A 16,150-nucleotide genomic window follows, 5' to 3' on the forward strand; every position below is an offset into this window, starting at 1 on the left:
AGTGGCGCAGCGATGACCGCTGACTCCGCTTCCGACCGGCGCTTCGAGCGCGCCCTCGCCAGCCTGCGTGGGCTCTCCGTGGGCGATGCCCTCGGCTCCCAGTTCTTCGTACCGGCCACGTATCCCCTCCTCAAGGACCGGGTCCTGCCGCCCGGCCCCTGGCAGTGGACCGACGACACCGAGATGGCCTGTTCCGTACTGGCCGTCCTCGCCGTGCACGGGCGCATCGACCAGGACGCCCTCGCCCATTCCTTCGCCCTGCACCACGACTTCGACCGGGGCTACGGCCCCGCGGTGAACCGGCTGCTCAGGCTGGTCAGGGAGGGCGGGGACTGGCGCGAGCTGGCGTCCGCGCTCTTCCAGGGCCAGGGCTCCTGGGGGAACGGCTCGGCGATGCGCATCGCCCCGCTGGGCGCCTGGTACGCCGACGACCCGGAGCAGGCCACCCACCAGGCCGAGATCTCGTCGTACACCACGCATCAGCACCGCGAGGCCGTCGTGGGCGCCATGGCGGTGGCGGCGGCCGCCGCCCTCGTCGCCGCGCCCGGAGGGCCGCCGTCCCCCGAGGCCCTGCTCGACGGAGTGGTCGCGCTCGTGCCGCGGAGCGCCGTCGGGGCCGGTCTGCGCAGGGCCCGCGACATGCTCGACTACCAGGACGCGGGAACGGTCGCGGCGGTGCTCGGCAACGGCCGCCGCACCAGCGCGCACGACACGGTGCCGTTCGCCCTCTGGTCCGCGGCGCGCGGCCTCGGAGACTTCGAGCAGGCGTTCTGGGTGACGGCGCAGGCCGGCGGAGACGTGGACACCACCTGCGCCATCGTCGGCGGCATCGTCGCGGCCGACGCGGCGGGGGCTCCGCCGGCCCACTGGCTCGCCCTGACCGAGGAGCCGCCGCACTGGCTGCCCCGGGCGGCGGGCTGATCGCCGGGCATCCGGCCGCGCAGCCGTCGCCGGGGCACGGCCGGCTCCTCTCCTCCGTGTCCTGTCACGGTCCTGCCACAGCCTGGCCCCGGCCGCCCCGCGAGCCGGGGGCGGCGTTACTCTTTCGGCCACTCCGCCCTCGTTGATCTTGCAGGGCGCGCCTATGAGTGCCGGGCCCTCGCGGCCGTGACGTGGCCGTCGCGAGAGGACCCGGTGGGGGAGGGGTCCCATGTCCGTGTCCGATCAATCGCCCGAGGAGTCCGGAGCGGCGGGATCGCCGGAGCCCGGCGTGGCCGGGACGTCGCCGGTGTCCCGGGCCGCCGAGGGCTCCCCGCCCGGACCCGGGTCCGCGGCTTCCCTCGGCGCCGGCCAGGAGGCGCCGCGCGCGTCCGCGCGGTCCTCGGCGGAGGTGCCGTCCCAGGGCTCCGGCCCGGAGGCACCGGCGGTACCCGAGAAGCCGGCCTACCTGCAGGGGCCCCGGCCGTCGCCGGATCCGTGGCAGCGCCGCGCGCAGCAGCGGCCGCCCGGGGTGCTGGACGGGCTGCGGCCCTCGCCCCCGCCCGCCGTCCGGGCCGCGACCCTGTGGTCGGTCCTCGCCACGGGACTGCTGAGCGCCCTGCTGCTCGGCGACGGGCTGGGGGCCAACCTGCTGCTGGTGGCGCTCCCCGCCGCCCTGGCGGCCTTCTTCGCGGCGGAGGCCGCAGGCCGCAGGCTCCGGCCCTGGACCGCGGTGTGGTCGGTCGGCGGCCTGGCGCTCCTGGCGGTTCCGGTGCTCCGGGACGCCGGCTGGCCGGTGTTCCTCGCCGTCGTGTCCGCTCTCGCGCTCGGTTCCCTCGCGCTGCACGGCAGTCGCAGCTGGCCGGGGGTGCTGCTCGGTTCGCTCGGGCTGTTCCCCTCCGCCGGAGCCGGACTGCGCTGGGGGTGGCGGGGCGTACGCGACCGGGTGGACGACTCCCGGGGCCGGGTGCGCACCGTCGTGCGCAGCGCTGCGGTGGCGGTCGTCCTGCTCGTGGTGTTCGGCGCGCTCTTCGCCAGTGCCGATGCCGCGTTCGCCGACCTGCTGGGCGGACTCGCCCCCGACGTCTCCGTCGGCGGCAGCCCGTGGCGGGTCCTCCTCTTCGCGCTCGGGCTCGTCGGCGCGCTCGCCGCCGCCCACTCCGCCGCGGCCCCGGTGCGCTGGGACGGCATCACCGTGCGCCCCGGGCGGGCCCGGGGGCGGATGGAGTGGGCGCTCCCGCTCGTCGTGCTCAACCTGCTCTTCGCCGCGTTCATCGCGCTGCAACTCGTCGTCCTGCTCGGCGGGTACGACAAGGTGCTGGAAGAGACCGGGCTGACCCCCGCCGCGTACGCGCGTCAGGGTTTCTGGCAGCTTCTCTGGGCCACCGTGCTGACCCTCCTGGTCATCGCCCTCGCCCTGCGGTGGGCCCCGCGCGACGGCGCGCGCGACCGCACCCTGGTCCGCGGCGTGCTCGGTGTCCTGTGCGTCCTCACTCTCGTCGTCGTGGCCTCCGCACTGCGCCGCATGGACCTGTACGTCGACGCCTTCGGCCTGACCCGGCTCCGGATCTCCGTGGCCGCGGTGGAACTCTGGCTCGGAGTCGTGCTCGTCCTGATCCTCCTGGCCGGGGTGTTCGGCGCCCGGATGCTGCCGCGGGCCGTCGCCGTGAGCGCCGCGGCGGGCGTGCTCGCCTTCGGGCTGATCTCACCCGACGGGCTGATCGCGGAGCAGAACGTGCAGCGTTACCGCAGTGACAAGAGGATCGACATCGGCTACCTCCAAGGGCTCTCGGCCGACGCCGTGCCGGCGCTCGACACGCTGCCGGAGCCGCTGCGCTCCTGTGCGCTGGAGGACATCCGGCGCACCCTCTTCACCTCCGACGCCCCGTGGTACGCCACGAGCCTCGGCGAGGCAAGGGCCCGGGACATCCTGGCGAAGCGCGCCAGGCAGGACCGGGGGAGCGAGTGCTACGCGCTCGACCGCCGGGAGGGAGAGCGGGACGTGGACGTGGAGACGGACACCTACGACCCGTACTGATCCGGAGTCACGGGGCGCGGGTTCCCCGGACCGCGCGGTGCGGGAAGCCTCCTGACGGAGACGGCCCGCACGTGGCCGCGGGGCGGTACTCGCCCCGGCTCCCGCGGCGGCCGACCTCCCGCTCGGCGCCTCCAGGTCCCTCCCGCACCCCGGATCACCGACACGGAGGCCGGGAGGGCGGGTGCCACCAGGGCGGCAGCCGCGGTGAAGGCGGTGGGCGATGCTGCGGATGAGCACCGCGTGCCCCCACGGGCCCGGCAGCTCCCGGGTCCTGGCGGACGAACAGGGCGGCTGCGGGCCTGAGCATGATCAGGGCGGTGCCCGAGAGGTCCGGCCGGTCGGGGTGGGGTCAACTCCCTGGCGTGCTGCTCGACGCGGACGGACGCGGTGGGCAGGAGCGGGACGGCGCCGAAGGGCGACAGCGTCGGGGTGCCCCGTCACCCCTCCTCCTCCGAGGCCCGGACGAACCCGTGGTCCGGCGACGCTCTGCCGAGCGCCGTGGACAGGGCGCCCGGGAGAGCGAAGCGGCCGGGGCGCTCAGGGCGCGTGACGCCATGTGGCGCCCCGGCCCCGTACTGCGCTCACTCCTTCACGAATGCGATGCCCGCACGGTCGAACGCTGCCACGAGGTGATCCTGGGCGGCATGCTGGAACCCTCGGCCGAGGTCGTCCGAAAGGTCTTCTTCCCTCGTGCAGAGGAGGGTTGCGGTCCGTCCGGACTCGCGAGCGGGATGACGACAAGACGTCATCCCGCTGGGCGCGGCGTGTCGCCCCGAGGTGTGCGGAAGCGAAGTGGGGACGCCGAGATCGCCCGGACGATCGGCGGGGCCGCGATACCGCCTCTCCGGACTCCGACCGCGCGGGAGGCTCCCGCCGGTCACCGCGCCGTCCCCTCGCGGGGGAGGCCGGGAGCGGACCGTGCCCCGGGGTGTTCTTGCCGGGACCATCGGCGTACCCTGGCAGGCGCCATGCCGTACGAACCACCCACGCACACCGTCGAGCGCTCACTGCGCGCTACCTCCGGTGCCAGGACCGTCGCAGGTGTCGACGAGGTCGGACGCGGAGCGTGGGCCGGCCCCGTCACCGTCTGCGCGGCCGTCACCGGTCTTCGCAGACCCCCGGAGGGCCTGACCGACTCCAAGCTGATCAGCCCCAAGCGCCGGACGGAACTCGCCCCCGTGCTCCAGAGCTGGGTGACGGCCTACGGTCTGGGGCACGCCTCGCCGACGGAGATAGACGACCTCGGCATGACCGCGGCACTCCGGCTCGCCGCGGTACGGGCCCTCGACGCCCTGCCCGTACGGCCGGACGCCGTGATCCTCGACGGCAAGCACGACTACCTCGGCGCGCCCTGGAACGTCCGTACGGTGATCAAGGGCGACCAGTCCTGCATCGCCGTCGCCGCCGCCTCGGTGATCGCCAAGGTGCACCGGGACACGATGATGGCCGCACTGGGCGCCGACTCGGAGCAGTACGCGCGGTTCGCCTTCGGCGCGAACGCGGGTTACCCCTCGCCGGTGCACCGGGCCGCGCTGGAGGAATGGGGTCCGACTCCCCACCACCGCCTCAGCTGGTCCTACCTCGACGCGCTGCCCCGGTGGCGGCATCTGAAGAAGGTCCGTTTCTCCGCCGAGGCGGCCGCTCTTGAAAGCGGGGGCCAGCTCGGCTTCGACTTCTGACCGCACAGGCGTGCCCACCAGCCGATGCCGCCGCGTCGGCGCCCGACAGGAAACCACTCATGACTTCCCTCCCCGAGGAGCCTCAGATTCCCGAGAGCGCCCAGGGTCCCCGCGTCACTCCGGCCACCGGCCGTACCGCGCCGACCCCTCGCCCCGTACCAGGCCCGCGTTCTGCGGCCACGCCGCGTCCCGGACACCCGGGCCCCGGCCCCGCCCGGCCCGCGCCCCCGGCGCTGCGTCCGCGCCCCGCGCCTCCCGTACCCGCCGCACCCCGGCCGGCCGGGCACGCGCTGCCGCAGGAGCCCGCCACCGCGCAGCTCCAGATCGTCCCCGCCCCCTCGGACGGCGCGCTCGACGCCGCCGACGAGGCCGTCGACCTGCTGCTCGACTCCGGCCGGGCGCCCGGGGAGATCCTCGTGCTCACCACCGGTGAGCAGCACCCCTGGGCCGCTCACGAACTCACCTTCGGGGACGCCGCGTACTGGGCCCAGCACGCGTCCGGCGAAGACGTCTTCTTCGCCCGCGCGGCCGACGCCGACCGGTGCGCGTCCCGTGCCGTGGTGGTTCTCGCGGTCAACGGAGGCACCGACGCAAGCACCCGGCGTGCGCTCACCGTCGCCCGGAAGCACGCCGGCGCGCTGCTGATCGTGTGCGGGGACCCGCAGAAGGTCGCCCCGATGCTCGGCGCGGGCGTCTGAGGCTCCCGGGTCCCGGCTGTCCGCGGAGGGCGCCCGGGACCCGTCGACGCCTCACCGGGCGGCCGTCCGCCGCAGTGCGTCCGCGGCGCCGCCGCCGGAGCGCAGGGGGCCGGGATCGTGCTCCGCGCAGACATCGGTGAGCTCCGTCGGCCGGGACAGCGAACTCGGCCGGCGGCCGCCCCGGCCCTCGCCGAGGACCTGCCAGCCCCCCCGCGTCAGCGTGATGTAGGCGCCGCAGCGCAGGCCGTGCAAGGTGCAGGCGTCGCGCAGTCCCCACATCCACGCTCCGTCCTCCTCCGTCCACCGCTCGTCACCCTCACGGCAGTAGAGCAGGATCGCGGTGCGCACGGGTGTACGGCGGCGCAGGTCGTGCGGGATCACCCGGCGCAGATGGGCCAGCAGCGCGTTGCGGAACTCCCAGCCGTCCGCGGCAGCGTTGGCCCGCCGGGGGAACGAGGCGCTGGCGGTGAGCCGTTCCTCGTGATCGAGGACGGCGACGACCGCGGTGGCCGGAGCCGGCCGGTGCCGGGCGTGCAGACCGCTGACCACCTCACGCGGACTGCGCAGCAGGGGTATGCCGGCCGCCGCCCACTCGGCCGGTTCGAGGGTGCGGGCGAGCTGGTTGACGGAGCCGGCGGATGCCGAGGACGCCGACAGTGAAGTGGCTGCGGACGGAGCGAGTTCGAAGGTCACGGTCCTCCCTTCGCTACGCGCCCACGGTGCGGGCAGGGTCGGGTGAGGGCGCGCCGCGGCACAGCCCTTCCGGGCCCGCGAAAAGACCGTGCGGGGAGCGTTTCCAATTCTTCCTGCCGTACCGGCAAGCGGCAACGAGCAATTGGCGCGGCTGACGGGTATAGGGCGGAATGGTACGTATATCCCTGCCCGCTGCACGGCGGTACGAAGCGTCCCCGGGGCCGCCGTGCGAAGCCGGGAACGAGGTGAGCCGCCCGTCACGCGGGGTGAAGTGGCCGACCGTCCTGGTCATCGGGTTGCATAGGGGCATGGACACCCTGCACCTGCGCGCCGAAGCCGATGCCATCCTCGCCGAGCTCGTCGGCGCTCCGGAGGGCTCCGCGCGTCTGCGCGAGGACCAGTGGCAGGCGGTCGAGGCCCTGGTGCGGGAGCGTCGGCGCGCTCTGGTCGTGCAACGCACCGGCTGGGGAAAGTCGGCCGTGTACTTCGTGGCCACCGCCCTGCTGCGCCGCCGCGGATCCGGCCCCACGGTGATCATCTCGCCGCTGCTGGCGCTGATGCGCAACCAGGTCGGTTCGGCGGCACGCGCGGGTATCCAGGCACGCACCATCAACTCCGCCAACCCGGAGGAGTGGGACACCATCTACCAGGAGGTCGAGCGGGGGGAGACCGACGTCCTCCTGGTCAGCCCGGAGCGCCTGAACTCCGTCGACTTCCGCGACCAGGTGCTGCCGAGGCTCGCTGCCACGACCGGCCTGCTGGTGGTCGACGAGGCGCACTGCATCTCCGACTGGGGACACGACTTCCGCCCGGACTACCGGCGGTTGCGGGCGATGCTGGCCGAGCTTCCCGCCGGTGTGCCGGTACTGGCCACGACCGCGACCGCGAACGCCCGGGTCACCGCGGACGTGGCCGAGCAGCTCGGTACCGGAGCCGGGCAGGCGCTGGTACTGCGCGGCCCGCTGGAGAGGGAGAGCCTGCGCCTGGGGGTGGTCCGGCTTCCGGACGCCGCGCACCGGCTGGGCTGGCTCGCCGAGCACCTGGGCGAGCTGCAGGGGTCGGGGATCATCTACACGCTCACGGTGGCCGCGGCCGAGGAGGCCACCGCCTTCCTCCGCGGGCGCGGCTTCGACGTGTCCTCCTACACCGGCAAGACGGAGAACGCGGACCGGCTGCAGGCCGAGACCGACCTCCAGGAGAACCGGGTCAAGGCCCTGGTCGCCACGTCGGCGCTGGGCATGGGTTTCGACAAGCCGGACCTGGGCTTCGTGGTCCACCTGGGCTCGCCGTCCTCGCCGATCGCCTACTACCAGCAGGTCGGCCGCGCCGGGCGCGGGGTCGAGCACGCCGACGTGCTGCTGCTTCCGGGCAAGGAGGACGAGGCCATCTGGCGCTACTTCGCCGATACGGCCTTCCCGCCCGAGGCCCAGGTCCGTCAGACCCTCGCGGCGCTCGCCGACGCGGGACGGCCCCTCTCGGTGCCGGCCCTGGAGGCCGCCGTGGATCTCCGGCGCAGCCGACTGGAGTCGATGCTGAAGGTGCTGGACGTCGACGGCGCGGTCAGGCGGGTCAAGGGCGGCTGGACGGCCACCGGGGCCGAGTGGGTCTACGACGCCGAGCGCTACGCCTGGGTGGCCGAGCAACGGGCGGCCGAGCAGCAGGCCATGCGCGACTACGCGAGCACGGCCGGGTGCCGGATGGAGTTCCTGCGCCGGCAGCTGGACGACGAGGACGCGGCTCCGTGCGGGCGTTGCGACAACTGCGCGGGCCCGTGGGCGGATGCCACGGTGTCGGCGGAGGTGGTGACGGGCGCGACGAAGGAACTGGACCGCCCCGGGGTCGAGGTCGAACCGCGCCGAATGTGGCCGACGGGTATGGCCGCCCTGGGCATCGACCTCAAGGGGCGCATCCCGGCGAAGGAACAGTGCTCGACAGGGCGCGCCCTGGGACGGCTCTCCGACATCGGCTGGGGCAACCGGCTGCGGCCGCTGCTGGCCGAGAACGCACCCGACGGGCCGGTCCCGGACGACGTCCTGAAAGCCGCGGTGTCCGTGCTCGCCGACTGGGCGCGGTCCCCGGGAGGCTGGGCAGTGGACGGCCCCGACGCCTCCGCCCGGCCGGTGGGAGTGGTCGCCGTACCGTCCCTGGCCCGCCCCCGGCTGGTCGGTTCGCTCGCCGAGGGGATCGCAGCCGTCGGCCGTCTCCCCTTTCTCGGCACTCTGACCCACACCGGGCCGGACGGTGTGCGCGCGGCACGCCGCAGCAACTCCGCCCAGCGCGTCAAGGCGCTCTCGGGCGCCTTCGCCGTACCGAAGGACCTGGCCGGCGCCCTGGCCGCATCTCCCGGCCCCGTCCTGCTCGTGGACGACTGCACCGAGTCAGGCTGGACCCTCGCGATCGCCGCCCGCCTGCTCCGCCGGGCGGGCAGCGGAGACGTCCTCCCGCTGGTCCTCGCGGCGGGAGGCTGAGCCGCGTTCCCCGGCCGGCCGGCCCGTCGGGGTGACGCACCGCGAGCAGTTGTCCGGCCGTGCACCGCCGTGCCTCCGGGGGGCGGCCGACGGGGCGCCGGGAGGCTCGCCGCGGTGGCCGTCCCGGACACCGGTCGCCGGTCGCTCAAGTCGATGTGAGAGATTGTCAGTCCTCTTGTGAAGAACTGTGGACGATCGACGGCCCGTCAGTGGGATACCGGGCGATCGGGCAACGAAGAGGCCGATGAACGGTTGTCAACAACTGCACGAACAGGGCGGGTTGCCCGCATAGGCGGTCATGGCGGGCGTCTTTCCGGGCCCAGGTCCGGTGATAGCATCCCGGCATCTGTGATCTTGATCCACTTGACTCAGATGCTGATTTGCGATCGGCGGCCTGCTCACCGCGTCACAGCGGCTGAGTAGTGCCGAGCGGCTGTTGCGCGGCTCCTCGCGAGATGTATCCGTCGCCGTCCGCATGCCATGCGCCGGGAAAGGTTTCCATGATTCGAGACGCACTTGTGTGGTGCCTGGTTGCGGTGGCGGCGATAGCCGTCGTCGCCGTCGTGGCACTCGCCGCCCGCAACAGAGCCCTGGGGGCGAAGAAGCAGCAGGCCGAAGCCGAGCTCAGGCGCCAACTGCACGCGGCCGACAGCCAACTCCACCTCACCCGCGCCGAGCTCCAGCAGTTCAAGGCGGAGCAGGAGGGCACCCTTCGGGCAGCCAAGGAGGCCGCCGAGGAGAACACCAAGGCGGTGCTCAAGGGCGCGGCCAGCTTCCTGCAGAGCCTCGCCGCGGAGCAGACCATGCTCCTGGACGGCGTGCAGCGGAAGTACGGCGGTCACGCGGTCCTCAGCGACCTGCTCGAAGTGAACCACGCCAACGCCCAGATGGCGCGCAAGGCGCAGGGCATCGCCGTCATGTGCGGCGCGCCGCTCGGCCGCCGCAACAGGCCGGCCAGCGTGTACGACGTGGTGCGCAGCGCCCAGGGGCAGATCCGTAACTTCCACCGGGTCGCCATCATGCAGCAGGCCGGTCTGGCGCTGAAGGCGTCCGCGGTCGCGCCCGTCGCCCTCGCCGTCGCGGAGTTGCTTGACAACGCTGCCAGCTTCTCGCAGCACGACGCACCGATCGAGGTGACGTTCCAGCGCATCCAGAACAACCTGTGCATCGTCATCGACGACGCCGGTGTCAGCATGAACGACGAGGACCGGCAGCGGGCGACCGCGCTGCTCTCCGGCGACGTCGTACCCCGCCTGTCGCAGCTCGGCAACCAGCCGAAGTTCGGATTCCCCGTCATCGGCCTGATCGCGCGTCAGTACGGCTTCAGGGTGGATGTCAGCGGAGTCTCCCGCTACGGCGGCGTCCGGGCCGTCGTCCTGCTGCCCGAGGAGCTGTGGACCATGGAGGAGACGCCGCCGGCCCAGGAGGCCCCGGTCAGTAACATCCTGCGCGCCGAGGGACGTCCGTCGAGCGGGACGACGCGGACGATGCACGGACTGCCCAAGCGCGGAGCACGCCAGGCGCCCATCGCGAGCGTGCCCGACCCCGACGACGTCCGGCCGGTGTCGCGCGCTCCCCAGGAGACCGGCCGTGCCTCCGGACGCAGCCTCGGGGCTTTCCAGCGCGGCACGCTGTCCGGCCGCAACCTTGATGCCACGTCGCTCGAAGGGTCCGAAGACGCATGACCGCAGACCTGTCGTGGATGCTCCAGGACATCGTGCACAATGTGCCCCGCGCACGGCACGCCGTCCTGCTGTCCGCGGACGGCCTTCCTCGCGGAGCCACGGAGGGCCTGGCCGAGAAGGATGTGCGTACCATCTCCGCCGCCATGGCCGGGATGCAGTCGCTCAGCCGGGCCACGGCCCACTTCGCGGGGCCGGAGGAGGACCGGCAGTGGAATCAGACGATCATCGAGTTCTCCCACGGGTGGAGCTTTCTGATCGGAGCGGGGCAGGGTGCCTACCTGGCCGCGGCCGCGGCGCCCGACGTGGACATGCAGCAGATCTCCTTCCGCATGCACCGTCTCGTCGCCCGGCTGGGCAACAACCTCACCTCGCCGCCGAGAGTGAACGCGGAGGACGCCGCCGGTACACGGAGTACCGCCCGGCCCCGGGGCGCGAGCGCGGGCGACTCGGGCTTCACGCTGGCCGAACTCGACCGGGTGATGGCCGAGGTGCGGGGCGCCCGCCACGCCATACTGCTGGGCGCCGACGGTCTGCCCCGCGGGGCGACCACCGGGATGAGCCGGGACCTCGCGGACACGATATCCGCGGCTATGACCGGCATACACGCCTACAGCCGGGTCACCTCGCAGTTCGCGGGGGTGATGGACGGCGCCGAGTGGCGGCAGACGGTCATCGAGTACCAGCACGGCTGGATCTTCCTGATGGCCGCCGGACCCGGGGCCTTCCTGGCCGCCGCAGCCGAGCACGACTGCGACATCGAGGAGTTCACCACACGCCTGCACGACGTGGTGCCGAGACTGACCGCGTCCAAACGGGGAGAGGGGGCCGGTCATGTCTGACGAGGCCGACCAGGCACTGGAGTTGACGACACCGTTAGTCCCCCTGTTCGTGATCACGAACGGACGTGCCCTGCCGCCGGACCACGAGTACGAGCACACCACCCTCGTGACGGCAGCGGAGGACGCGTCGACCGCGGCGCGGACGTTGACCCCGGAAGCGAGCCAGGTCATGGACCTGGTCACCGACGGGTTCCTGTCCGTGGCCGAGGTGGCCGGGCACACGCACCTTCCGCTGGGGATCGTGCGCATCCTGCTGGCGCAGCTGGAGGAGAGCGACCTCATCCTCGTGAGGAGGCCGATCCCGCGCGCCGAACGTGTCGACAGAGAACTGGTCAGCGCCGTGCTCGAGGGCCTGAAGAATCGATTCGGAGCGTAACGCGTGTACCTGGATCCAGATGTCTCCCACGCGGTGAAGATCCTCATAGTGGGGCACTTCGGGGTCGGGAAGACCACCTGCATCGGCAGTCTCTCCGAGATCGAGCCGCTGCGGACCGAGGAGGAGATCACCGAGGCCAGCGTGGGCTTCGACGACCTCTCGGGCACGCCCGACAAGAGGACCACCACGGTGGCCATGGACTTTGGCCGGCTCACGCTCAGTGACACGCTGGTCCTCTATCTCTTCGGAACGCCAGGCCAGGAGCGTTTCAAGGAGATGTGGGAGGAGTTGTCCCGGGGCGCACTGGGTGCGCTGGTGCTTGTCGACCCGGAGCGGCTGCACGAGTCCTTCCCCGTACTGGACCTCGTCGAGCGCTTCGGCCTGACGTACGCCATCGGGGTCAATCACTTCGAGGGAAACACGGACTACCCGCTCGACGAGGTGCGCGACGCGCTGAACCTCGCAGCGGACACCCCCGTCGTGAAGTGCGACGTGCGGGACGAACAGTCCGCGGCGCACGCACTCATCACCCTCGCGAAACACCTCATGTCCCTACTCGGCTAGGAGCGCCGTAATGCAACAGCCGCATGACCCCCAGGAGATACCGCCGCCCGGCTGCCCCGCGCACGGTAACGTCCAGCTCTACGGCCCCTCGTTCGGGGCCGACCCCGACGGCCACTACGCCCACCTGCGTTCGTTCGGCCTGAGTGCGCCCGTCGACATCGCTCCGGACGTCCAGGCGGAGCTGGTCACCAGTTACGACGCCGCCCTGTACGTCCTGCAGAACCCGGCGTCCTTCGTCCGCGACTCCCGCCGCTGGAACGCGCTGAACGAAGGCCGCGTCCCGGCGGACAGCCCGGCGCTGCCGATGCTGAGCTACCGTCCCAACGCGCTGTTCAGCGACGGCGCGGCGCATGCCCGGCTGCGCCAGGCGGTCACCGACAGTCTCGCCACGATCGACGAGCTCAAGCTCGTCCGGCAGACCCAGCAGTCGGCCGACTACCTGATCAGCCGCTTCGGGTCCGAGCCCCGCGGCCAGGCGGAACTCATGTCCGAGTACGCCCAGCCCCTGCCGCTGCTGGTGTTCAGCGACCTCTTCGGCTGCCCGCCCGAGATCGGCGACCGCGTGATCGCCGGGATCAGCGGCATCTTCGAAGGCACCCCCGGGGCCGACGAGGTGCTGGGCGGCGCGCTCACCGAGCTGATCGCACTCAAGAGGCGTCGGCCCGACAGCGACCTGACGACGCGTCTGATGCTGCACCCCGCCCGGCTGAGCGACGAGGAGGTGCTGCACCAACTCGTGACCCTCCTCTCCGGCGGGACCGCACCGCTGAGCGCCACCATCGGGACCAGCGGCGCCCTGTACCTGGGTGAGGAGTGGCAGAGCGGCCTCCCGGTCGAGGACGCGGTCGCCCAGACGCTCTGGAACTACGCGCCGATCGCCAACTACGCGGCCCACTACCCGACGCACGACGTCGAACTGGGTGGCAGGACGCTGCGGGCCAACGACCCGGTGCTGATTTCCTTCGCCGCCGCCAACACCGACCCGAAGCTGACCGCGCACCGTGAGCAGCTCAGCGCCAAGGCACACCTGGCGTTCGGCGCCGGACCGCACGCCTGCCCTGCCAAGGACCCGGCGTTCATGATCGCGGTGACCGCGGTGGAGACGCTTCTCAACCGGCTGCCCGACGTCGAACTGCGCGTCCCGTTCAAGACGCTCACCTGGGCGCCGAGCCCGTGGAGCCGGTCGCTGGTGACCCTGCCGATCCGCTTCACCCCGCAGAACGTTCCGGCCGCAGCCCCGCCCGCCCGTACGCAGACGGCGCAGTCGGCCCCGCAGGCGGCGTCCACCGGGCAGCACGCCGGCTCGCGGCCCGGGTCCGCCACCTCGTCGCAGCACAAGGGAGGCCTGTTCAGTCGCTTCCTGGCGTGGACGCGCGGGGAGTAGATGGGGCGGGAGTGATTTAAGTAACCTCCTGAACTCACACGGTTATTGGATGCTCGAACGATCATGCGGGTATGTATGGCGGCTCATGCTCAGAAAGGAGCCGCCATCATGGTGGTTGTCACGACGCCGTCCTCCGACCGCAGGGCGTCCGCCTCTCTCTTCTCGCGGCTGCGGACGGCCAAGGGGCAGGCAGACCCGTTCCCGATCTACGCGGAGCTGCTGTCGAGGGGTGAGGTCATTCCCGCACCCTGGGGCGGATCGGTCGTCACGAGCTTCGCCGTATGTGATCAGATACTGCGCAGCCGTGACTGGCTGGAGCCTGGCAAACGCTGGCGCGAGCGGCAGGGTTCGGGCACACGCTGGAACGCCGCCTCCTCGCGCGAGATGAGCAACACGCTGGCCGCGCTCAATCCCCCGGAGCACACGAGGGTCCGCCGGGCCGCCGGCACGTTCGACCGGGCCACCGTGGAACAGATCGGCCGGACGGTGACCCGGGCGACGGATCGGCTTCTCGACACCCTGTCGGAGCGGCTCCGGGAGGGCGAGGCGGACTTCTCGGAGCTGGTGGGCGAGGAACTGCCGGTCGCCACCATCGGTGACTGGCTCGGCCTGCCTTCCGCGGACTGGCCCAGGCTCCGCCGGCTGACTCACGATCAGGTGTTCACGCAGGAATTGCTGCCCTCCGCGAGCCAGCTGGCCGCCTCCGACGCAGCCACGGCCGAACTCCGCTCCTACTTCACCGAACTGGTGAGCCGGCGGCGCTCCCACCCCGGGGACGACCCGGTCTCCCGGTGGATAGAGACCTGGGACGCGATGGAGCCCGACCGGGACAAGGCCGATGAGCAGGTCTACTACCTCGTCCTGTTCGTTCTGCTGGCCGCCCTGGAAACCACCGCGACGCTCCTGACGACCATGACGCTCCTGCTGGTCGAGAGTCCCGAACGCTGGGACCAGGTAGCCGACAACCCCGACCTGGTGCCCGCGTTCGTGGAGGAGACACTTCGCTACGACCCGCCCACCCACGTGATCAGCAGGGTCGCCGCGGAGGACTGCGTCCTCGGCGGCATGCAGATCCGCCGGGACGAGATGGTCCATCTCATGGTGGGAGCGGCGCACCGGGATCCCGCGAAACACAGTGACCCGGACCATTTCGACCCCCTGCGCAAGCCGGCCCACCTCGCCTTCAGCGGAGGCATCCACTACTGCCTCGGTGCGCCTCTGGCCCGACTGGAAGCCCAGATCCTTCTCCGTCAACTCATTCGGCGCCTTCCCCGCCTCACCCTCGTGCGTCGTCCGTCGATGGCGCCCCGGGTGGCGTTCCGGCGCCCGCTGAACCTGGATGTCGCCCTCGCATGACCGATACGCCCCCCGCCCTCGTCCGACCCTCCCGCAAGGCGATACACGTCGAGCAGGACGGCCCCGTACTGCACGTCCGGCTCAATCCCCATGAGCAGGACGACACACTCAGCGTCGCGGTCCTCGACGACCTCGTCCTCCTCCTCGACGACCTCCACGACCGGCCGGACGTCCGGATACTGATCCTCTCCTCCATGGGCCCGGACTTCTGCCTGGGTGCCGACCGCGACGAGTACCAGGCCGCTCTCCTCGCCGACCCGACCGGAGCCGCCCTGCGGCGGATCGCGGACAAGGCCCACCGCTTGTGCCAGGCGCTGGAGAACACCCACGCCGTCACCATCGCCCGGGTCCACGGCCGGGTGATCGGTGCCGGGCTCGCGCTCGCGTCGTTCTGCGACCTCCGCGCCGGCGCGGACAGCAGTCGCTTCCGCATGCCGGAGGTCGGCCTCGGGCTCCCACCTGCCTGGGGAGGGGCGATGGGGCGTCTGGTCGCCGAGGCCGGCGCCGCCCGGATCCGTGAACTCATGCTGACGTGCGAGGTGTTCGACGCGGCCGCCGCCCACCGTCTGGGCATCCTTCACCGGACCGCCCCGATCGACGAGCTGGACAAGACGGTCGACGCCTGGACGAGGCCGCTCGTCCGGCGCTCACCCGAGGCGCTCGTCCTGACCAAGCGCATGCTGGCCGGATACGCACGCGCCGACCGCACCGCGGACGTCTCGCAGATCGATTCCCACCTTCTGACGGCCCAACTGCAGTGGCAGGCGGGCCAAGGCTAGGCCCCCCGGGTGAGACACACGCCTACGTGACGCACGGGACGCCTCCGCCGGTACGGCGCGAGGCCCGACGGGCGGAACGGCTCCCACGGAGCCGTTCCGCCCGTCGTTTTCTCTACCTCTGATCTTGGCCAGTGCTCTGTCCTTCAGGGCGGGGGTGAAGGCCGTCCTTGGTCCGGAGGCGCGGAGCGCCGGAGTGTTCTGCGTTTCCGGGGTGACGGTCAGAGGGGACGTTGCTGGTTTTCGATGTACTGCTTGACGACGGTCAGGGGTGCCCCGCCGCATGATCCTGCGAAGTAGGAGCCGGACCAGAAGTGTCCGCCCCACAGGTACTGGCGGACGTGGCTGTCGTACTCCTGGCGGAGTCTGCGGGAGCTGACGCCTTTGAGGGAGTTGACCAGCTTGGAGAGCTGGACCTTGGGCGGGTAGTGCACGAGCAGGTGGACGTGGTCCTGTTCGCCGTTGAACTGTTTCAGCTCGGCCTCGAAGTCGTCGCAGACGTCCCGCATGATCTCTTCGGTGCGGGTCAGCATGGCGTCGGTGAACGCCTTCCGCCGGTACTTCGTAACAAAAACCAAGTGAACGTGCAGGTTGTAGACCACATGGCGACCGGTTCTGACATCAGGATTCGGGTTCCGGCGCGGTGACATAAACCAATGCCAGCCTCCCGGTTGTG

General features: G+C 71.9%; 14 protein-coding genes. 12 read left to right on the plus strand and 2 right to left on the minus strand.

The window, feature by feature from the left end:
* Window positions 1-12: 12 nt before the first annotated feature.
* The 4 genes from BA175_RS00305 to BA175_RS00320 all read left to right on the plus strand — a co-directional run bounded on the left by BA175_RS00305 (window position 13) and on the right by BA175_RS00320 (window position 5,333).
* Window positions 13-921: an ADP-ribosylglycohydrolase family protein gene (locus BA175_RS00305; RefSeq protein WP_069169138.1), complete on the plus strand. Its 909-nt coding sequence runs from the start codon at window positions 13-15 to the stop codon at window positions 919-921.
* 229 nt (window positions 922-1,150) lie between these two features.
* Window positions 1,151-2,956, plus strand: coding sequence for a DUF4153 domain-containing protein (locus BA175_RS00310; protein ID WP_069169139.1), 1,806 nt, complete (start codon window positions 1,151-1,153; stop codon window positions 2,954-2,956).
* A 968-nt stretch (window positions 2,957-3,924) separates the two neighbouring features.
* Window positions 3,925-4,635, plus strand: coding sequence for a ribonuclease HII (locus BA175_RS00315; RefSeq protein ID WP_069169140.1), 711 nt, complete (start codon window positions 3,925-3,927; stop codon window positions 4,633-4,635).
* Window positions 4,636-4,694: 59 nt separating this feature from the next.
* Window positions 4,695-5,333 carry a hypothetical protein gene (locus BA175_RS00320; protein ID WP_069169141.1) on the plus strand — a complete coding sequence of 213 codons (639 nt, stop codon included), beginning with the start codon at window positions 4,695-4,697 and terminating at the stop codon, window positions 5,331-5,333.
* A 51-nt stretch (window positions 5,334-5,384) separates the two neighbouring features.
* Here BA175_RS00320 and BA175_RS00325 read toward each other — a convergent pair whose 3' ends face one another.
* Complete coding sequence (locus BA175_RS00325) at window positions 5,385-6,026, minus strand: hypothetical protein (RefSeq protein WP_069169142.1); 642 nt, start codon at window positions 6,024-6,026, stop codon at window positions 5,385-5,387.
* 308 nt (window positions 6,027-6,334) lie between these two features.
* Between BA175_RS00325 and BA175_RS00330 the strand changes: the two genes are divergently transcribed.
* From BA175_RS00330 to BA175_RS00365, 8 genes are all read left to right on the plus strand, one after another.
* Window positions 6,335-8,494, plus strand: coding sequence for a RecQ family ATP-dependent DNA helicase (locus BA175_RS00330; RefSeq protein WP_069169143.1), 2,160 nt, complete (start codon window positions 6,335-6,337; stop codon window positions 8,492-8,494).
* 500 nt (window positions 8,495-8,994) lie between these two features.
* Window positions 8,995-10,179 carry an ATP-binding protein gene (locus BA175_RS00335; protein ID WP_069169144.1) on the plus strand — a complete coding sequence of 395 codons (1,185 nt, stop codon included), beginning with the start codon at window positions 8,995-8,997 and terminating at the stop codon, window positions 10,177-10,179.
* Window positions 10,176-11,018 (plus strand): roadblock/LC7 domain-containing protein, encoded by an 843-nt coding sequence (locus BA175_RS00340; RefSeq protein WP_254667778.1) that lies wholly within the window; start codon window positions 10,176-10,178, stop codon window positions 11,016-11,018. The genes BA175_RS00335 and BA175_RS00340 overlap by 4 nt, the downstream gene beginning before the upstream one ends.
* Entirely contained in the window at window positions 11,011-11,394 is a 384-nt protein-coding gene (locus BA175_RS00345; RefSeq protein WP_069169145.1) for a DUF742 domain-containing protein, read from the plus strand. Before BA175_RS00340 ends, BA175_RS00345 begins: the two co-directional genes overlap by 8 nt.
* Window positions 11,395-11,397: 3 nt before the next feature.
* Window positions 11,398-11,958: a GTP-binding protein gene (locus BA175_RS00350; protein ID WP_069169146.1), complete on the plus strand. Its 561-nt coding sequence runs from the start codon at window positions 11,398-11,400 to the stop codon at window positions 11,956-11,958.
* Between the two features lie 10 nt (window positions 11,959-11,968).
* Window positions 11,969-13,342: a cytochrome P450 gene (locus BA175_RS00355; RefSeq protein WP_069169147.1), complete on the plus strand. Its 1,374-nt coding sequence runs from the start codon at window positions 11,969-11,971 to the stop codon at window positions 13,340-13,342.
* A 108-nt stretch (window positions 13,343-13,450) separates the two neighbouring features.
* A complete protein-coding gene (locus tag BA175_RS00360) occupies window positions 13,451-14,698 on the plus strand; it encodes a cytochrome P450 (protein ID WP_069169148.1) in 1,248 nt (415 codons plus the stop codon).
* On the plus strand, window positions 14,695-15,477 hold the full coding sequence (locus BA175_RS00365) for an enoyl-CoA hydratase/isomerase family protein (protein WP_069169149.1): 783 nt from the start codon (window positions 14,695-14,697) through the stop codon (window positions 15,475-15,477). The genes BA175_RS00360 and BA175_RS00365 overlap by 4 nt, the downstream gene beginning before the upstream one ends.
* A gap of 218 nt (window positions 15,478-15,695) precedes the next feature.
* Here BA175_RS00365 and tnpA read toward each other — a convergent pair whose 3' ends face one another.
* Entirely contained in the window at window positions 15,696-16,124 is a 429-nt protein-coding gene (tnpA, locus tag BA175_RS00370; RefSeq protein WP_079159317.1) for an IS200/IS605 family transposase, read from the minus strand.
* Window positions 16,125-16,150: the final 26 nt, after the last annotated feature.

It is taken from the genome of Streptomyces griseus (assembly GCF_001715295.1).
Taxonomy (GTDB): domain Bacteria; phylum Actinomycetota; class Actinomycetes; order Streptomycetales; family Streptomycetaceae; genus Streptomyces; species Streptomyces griseus_G.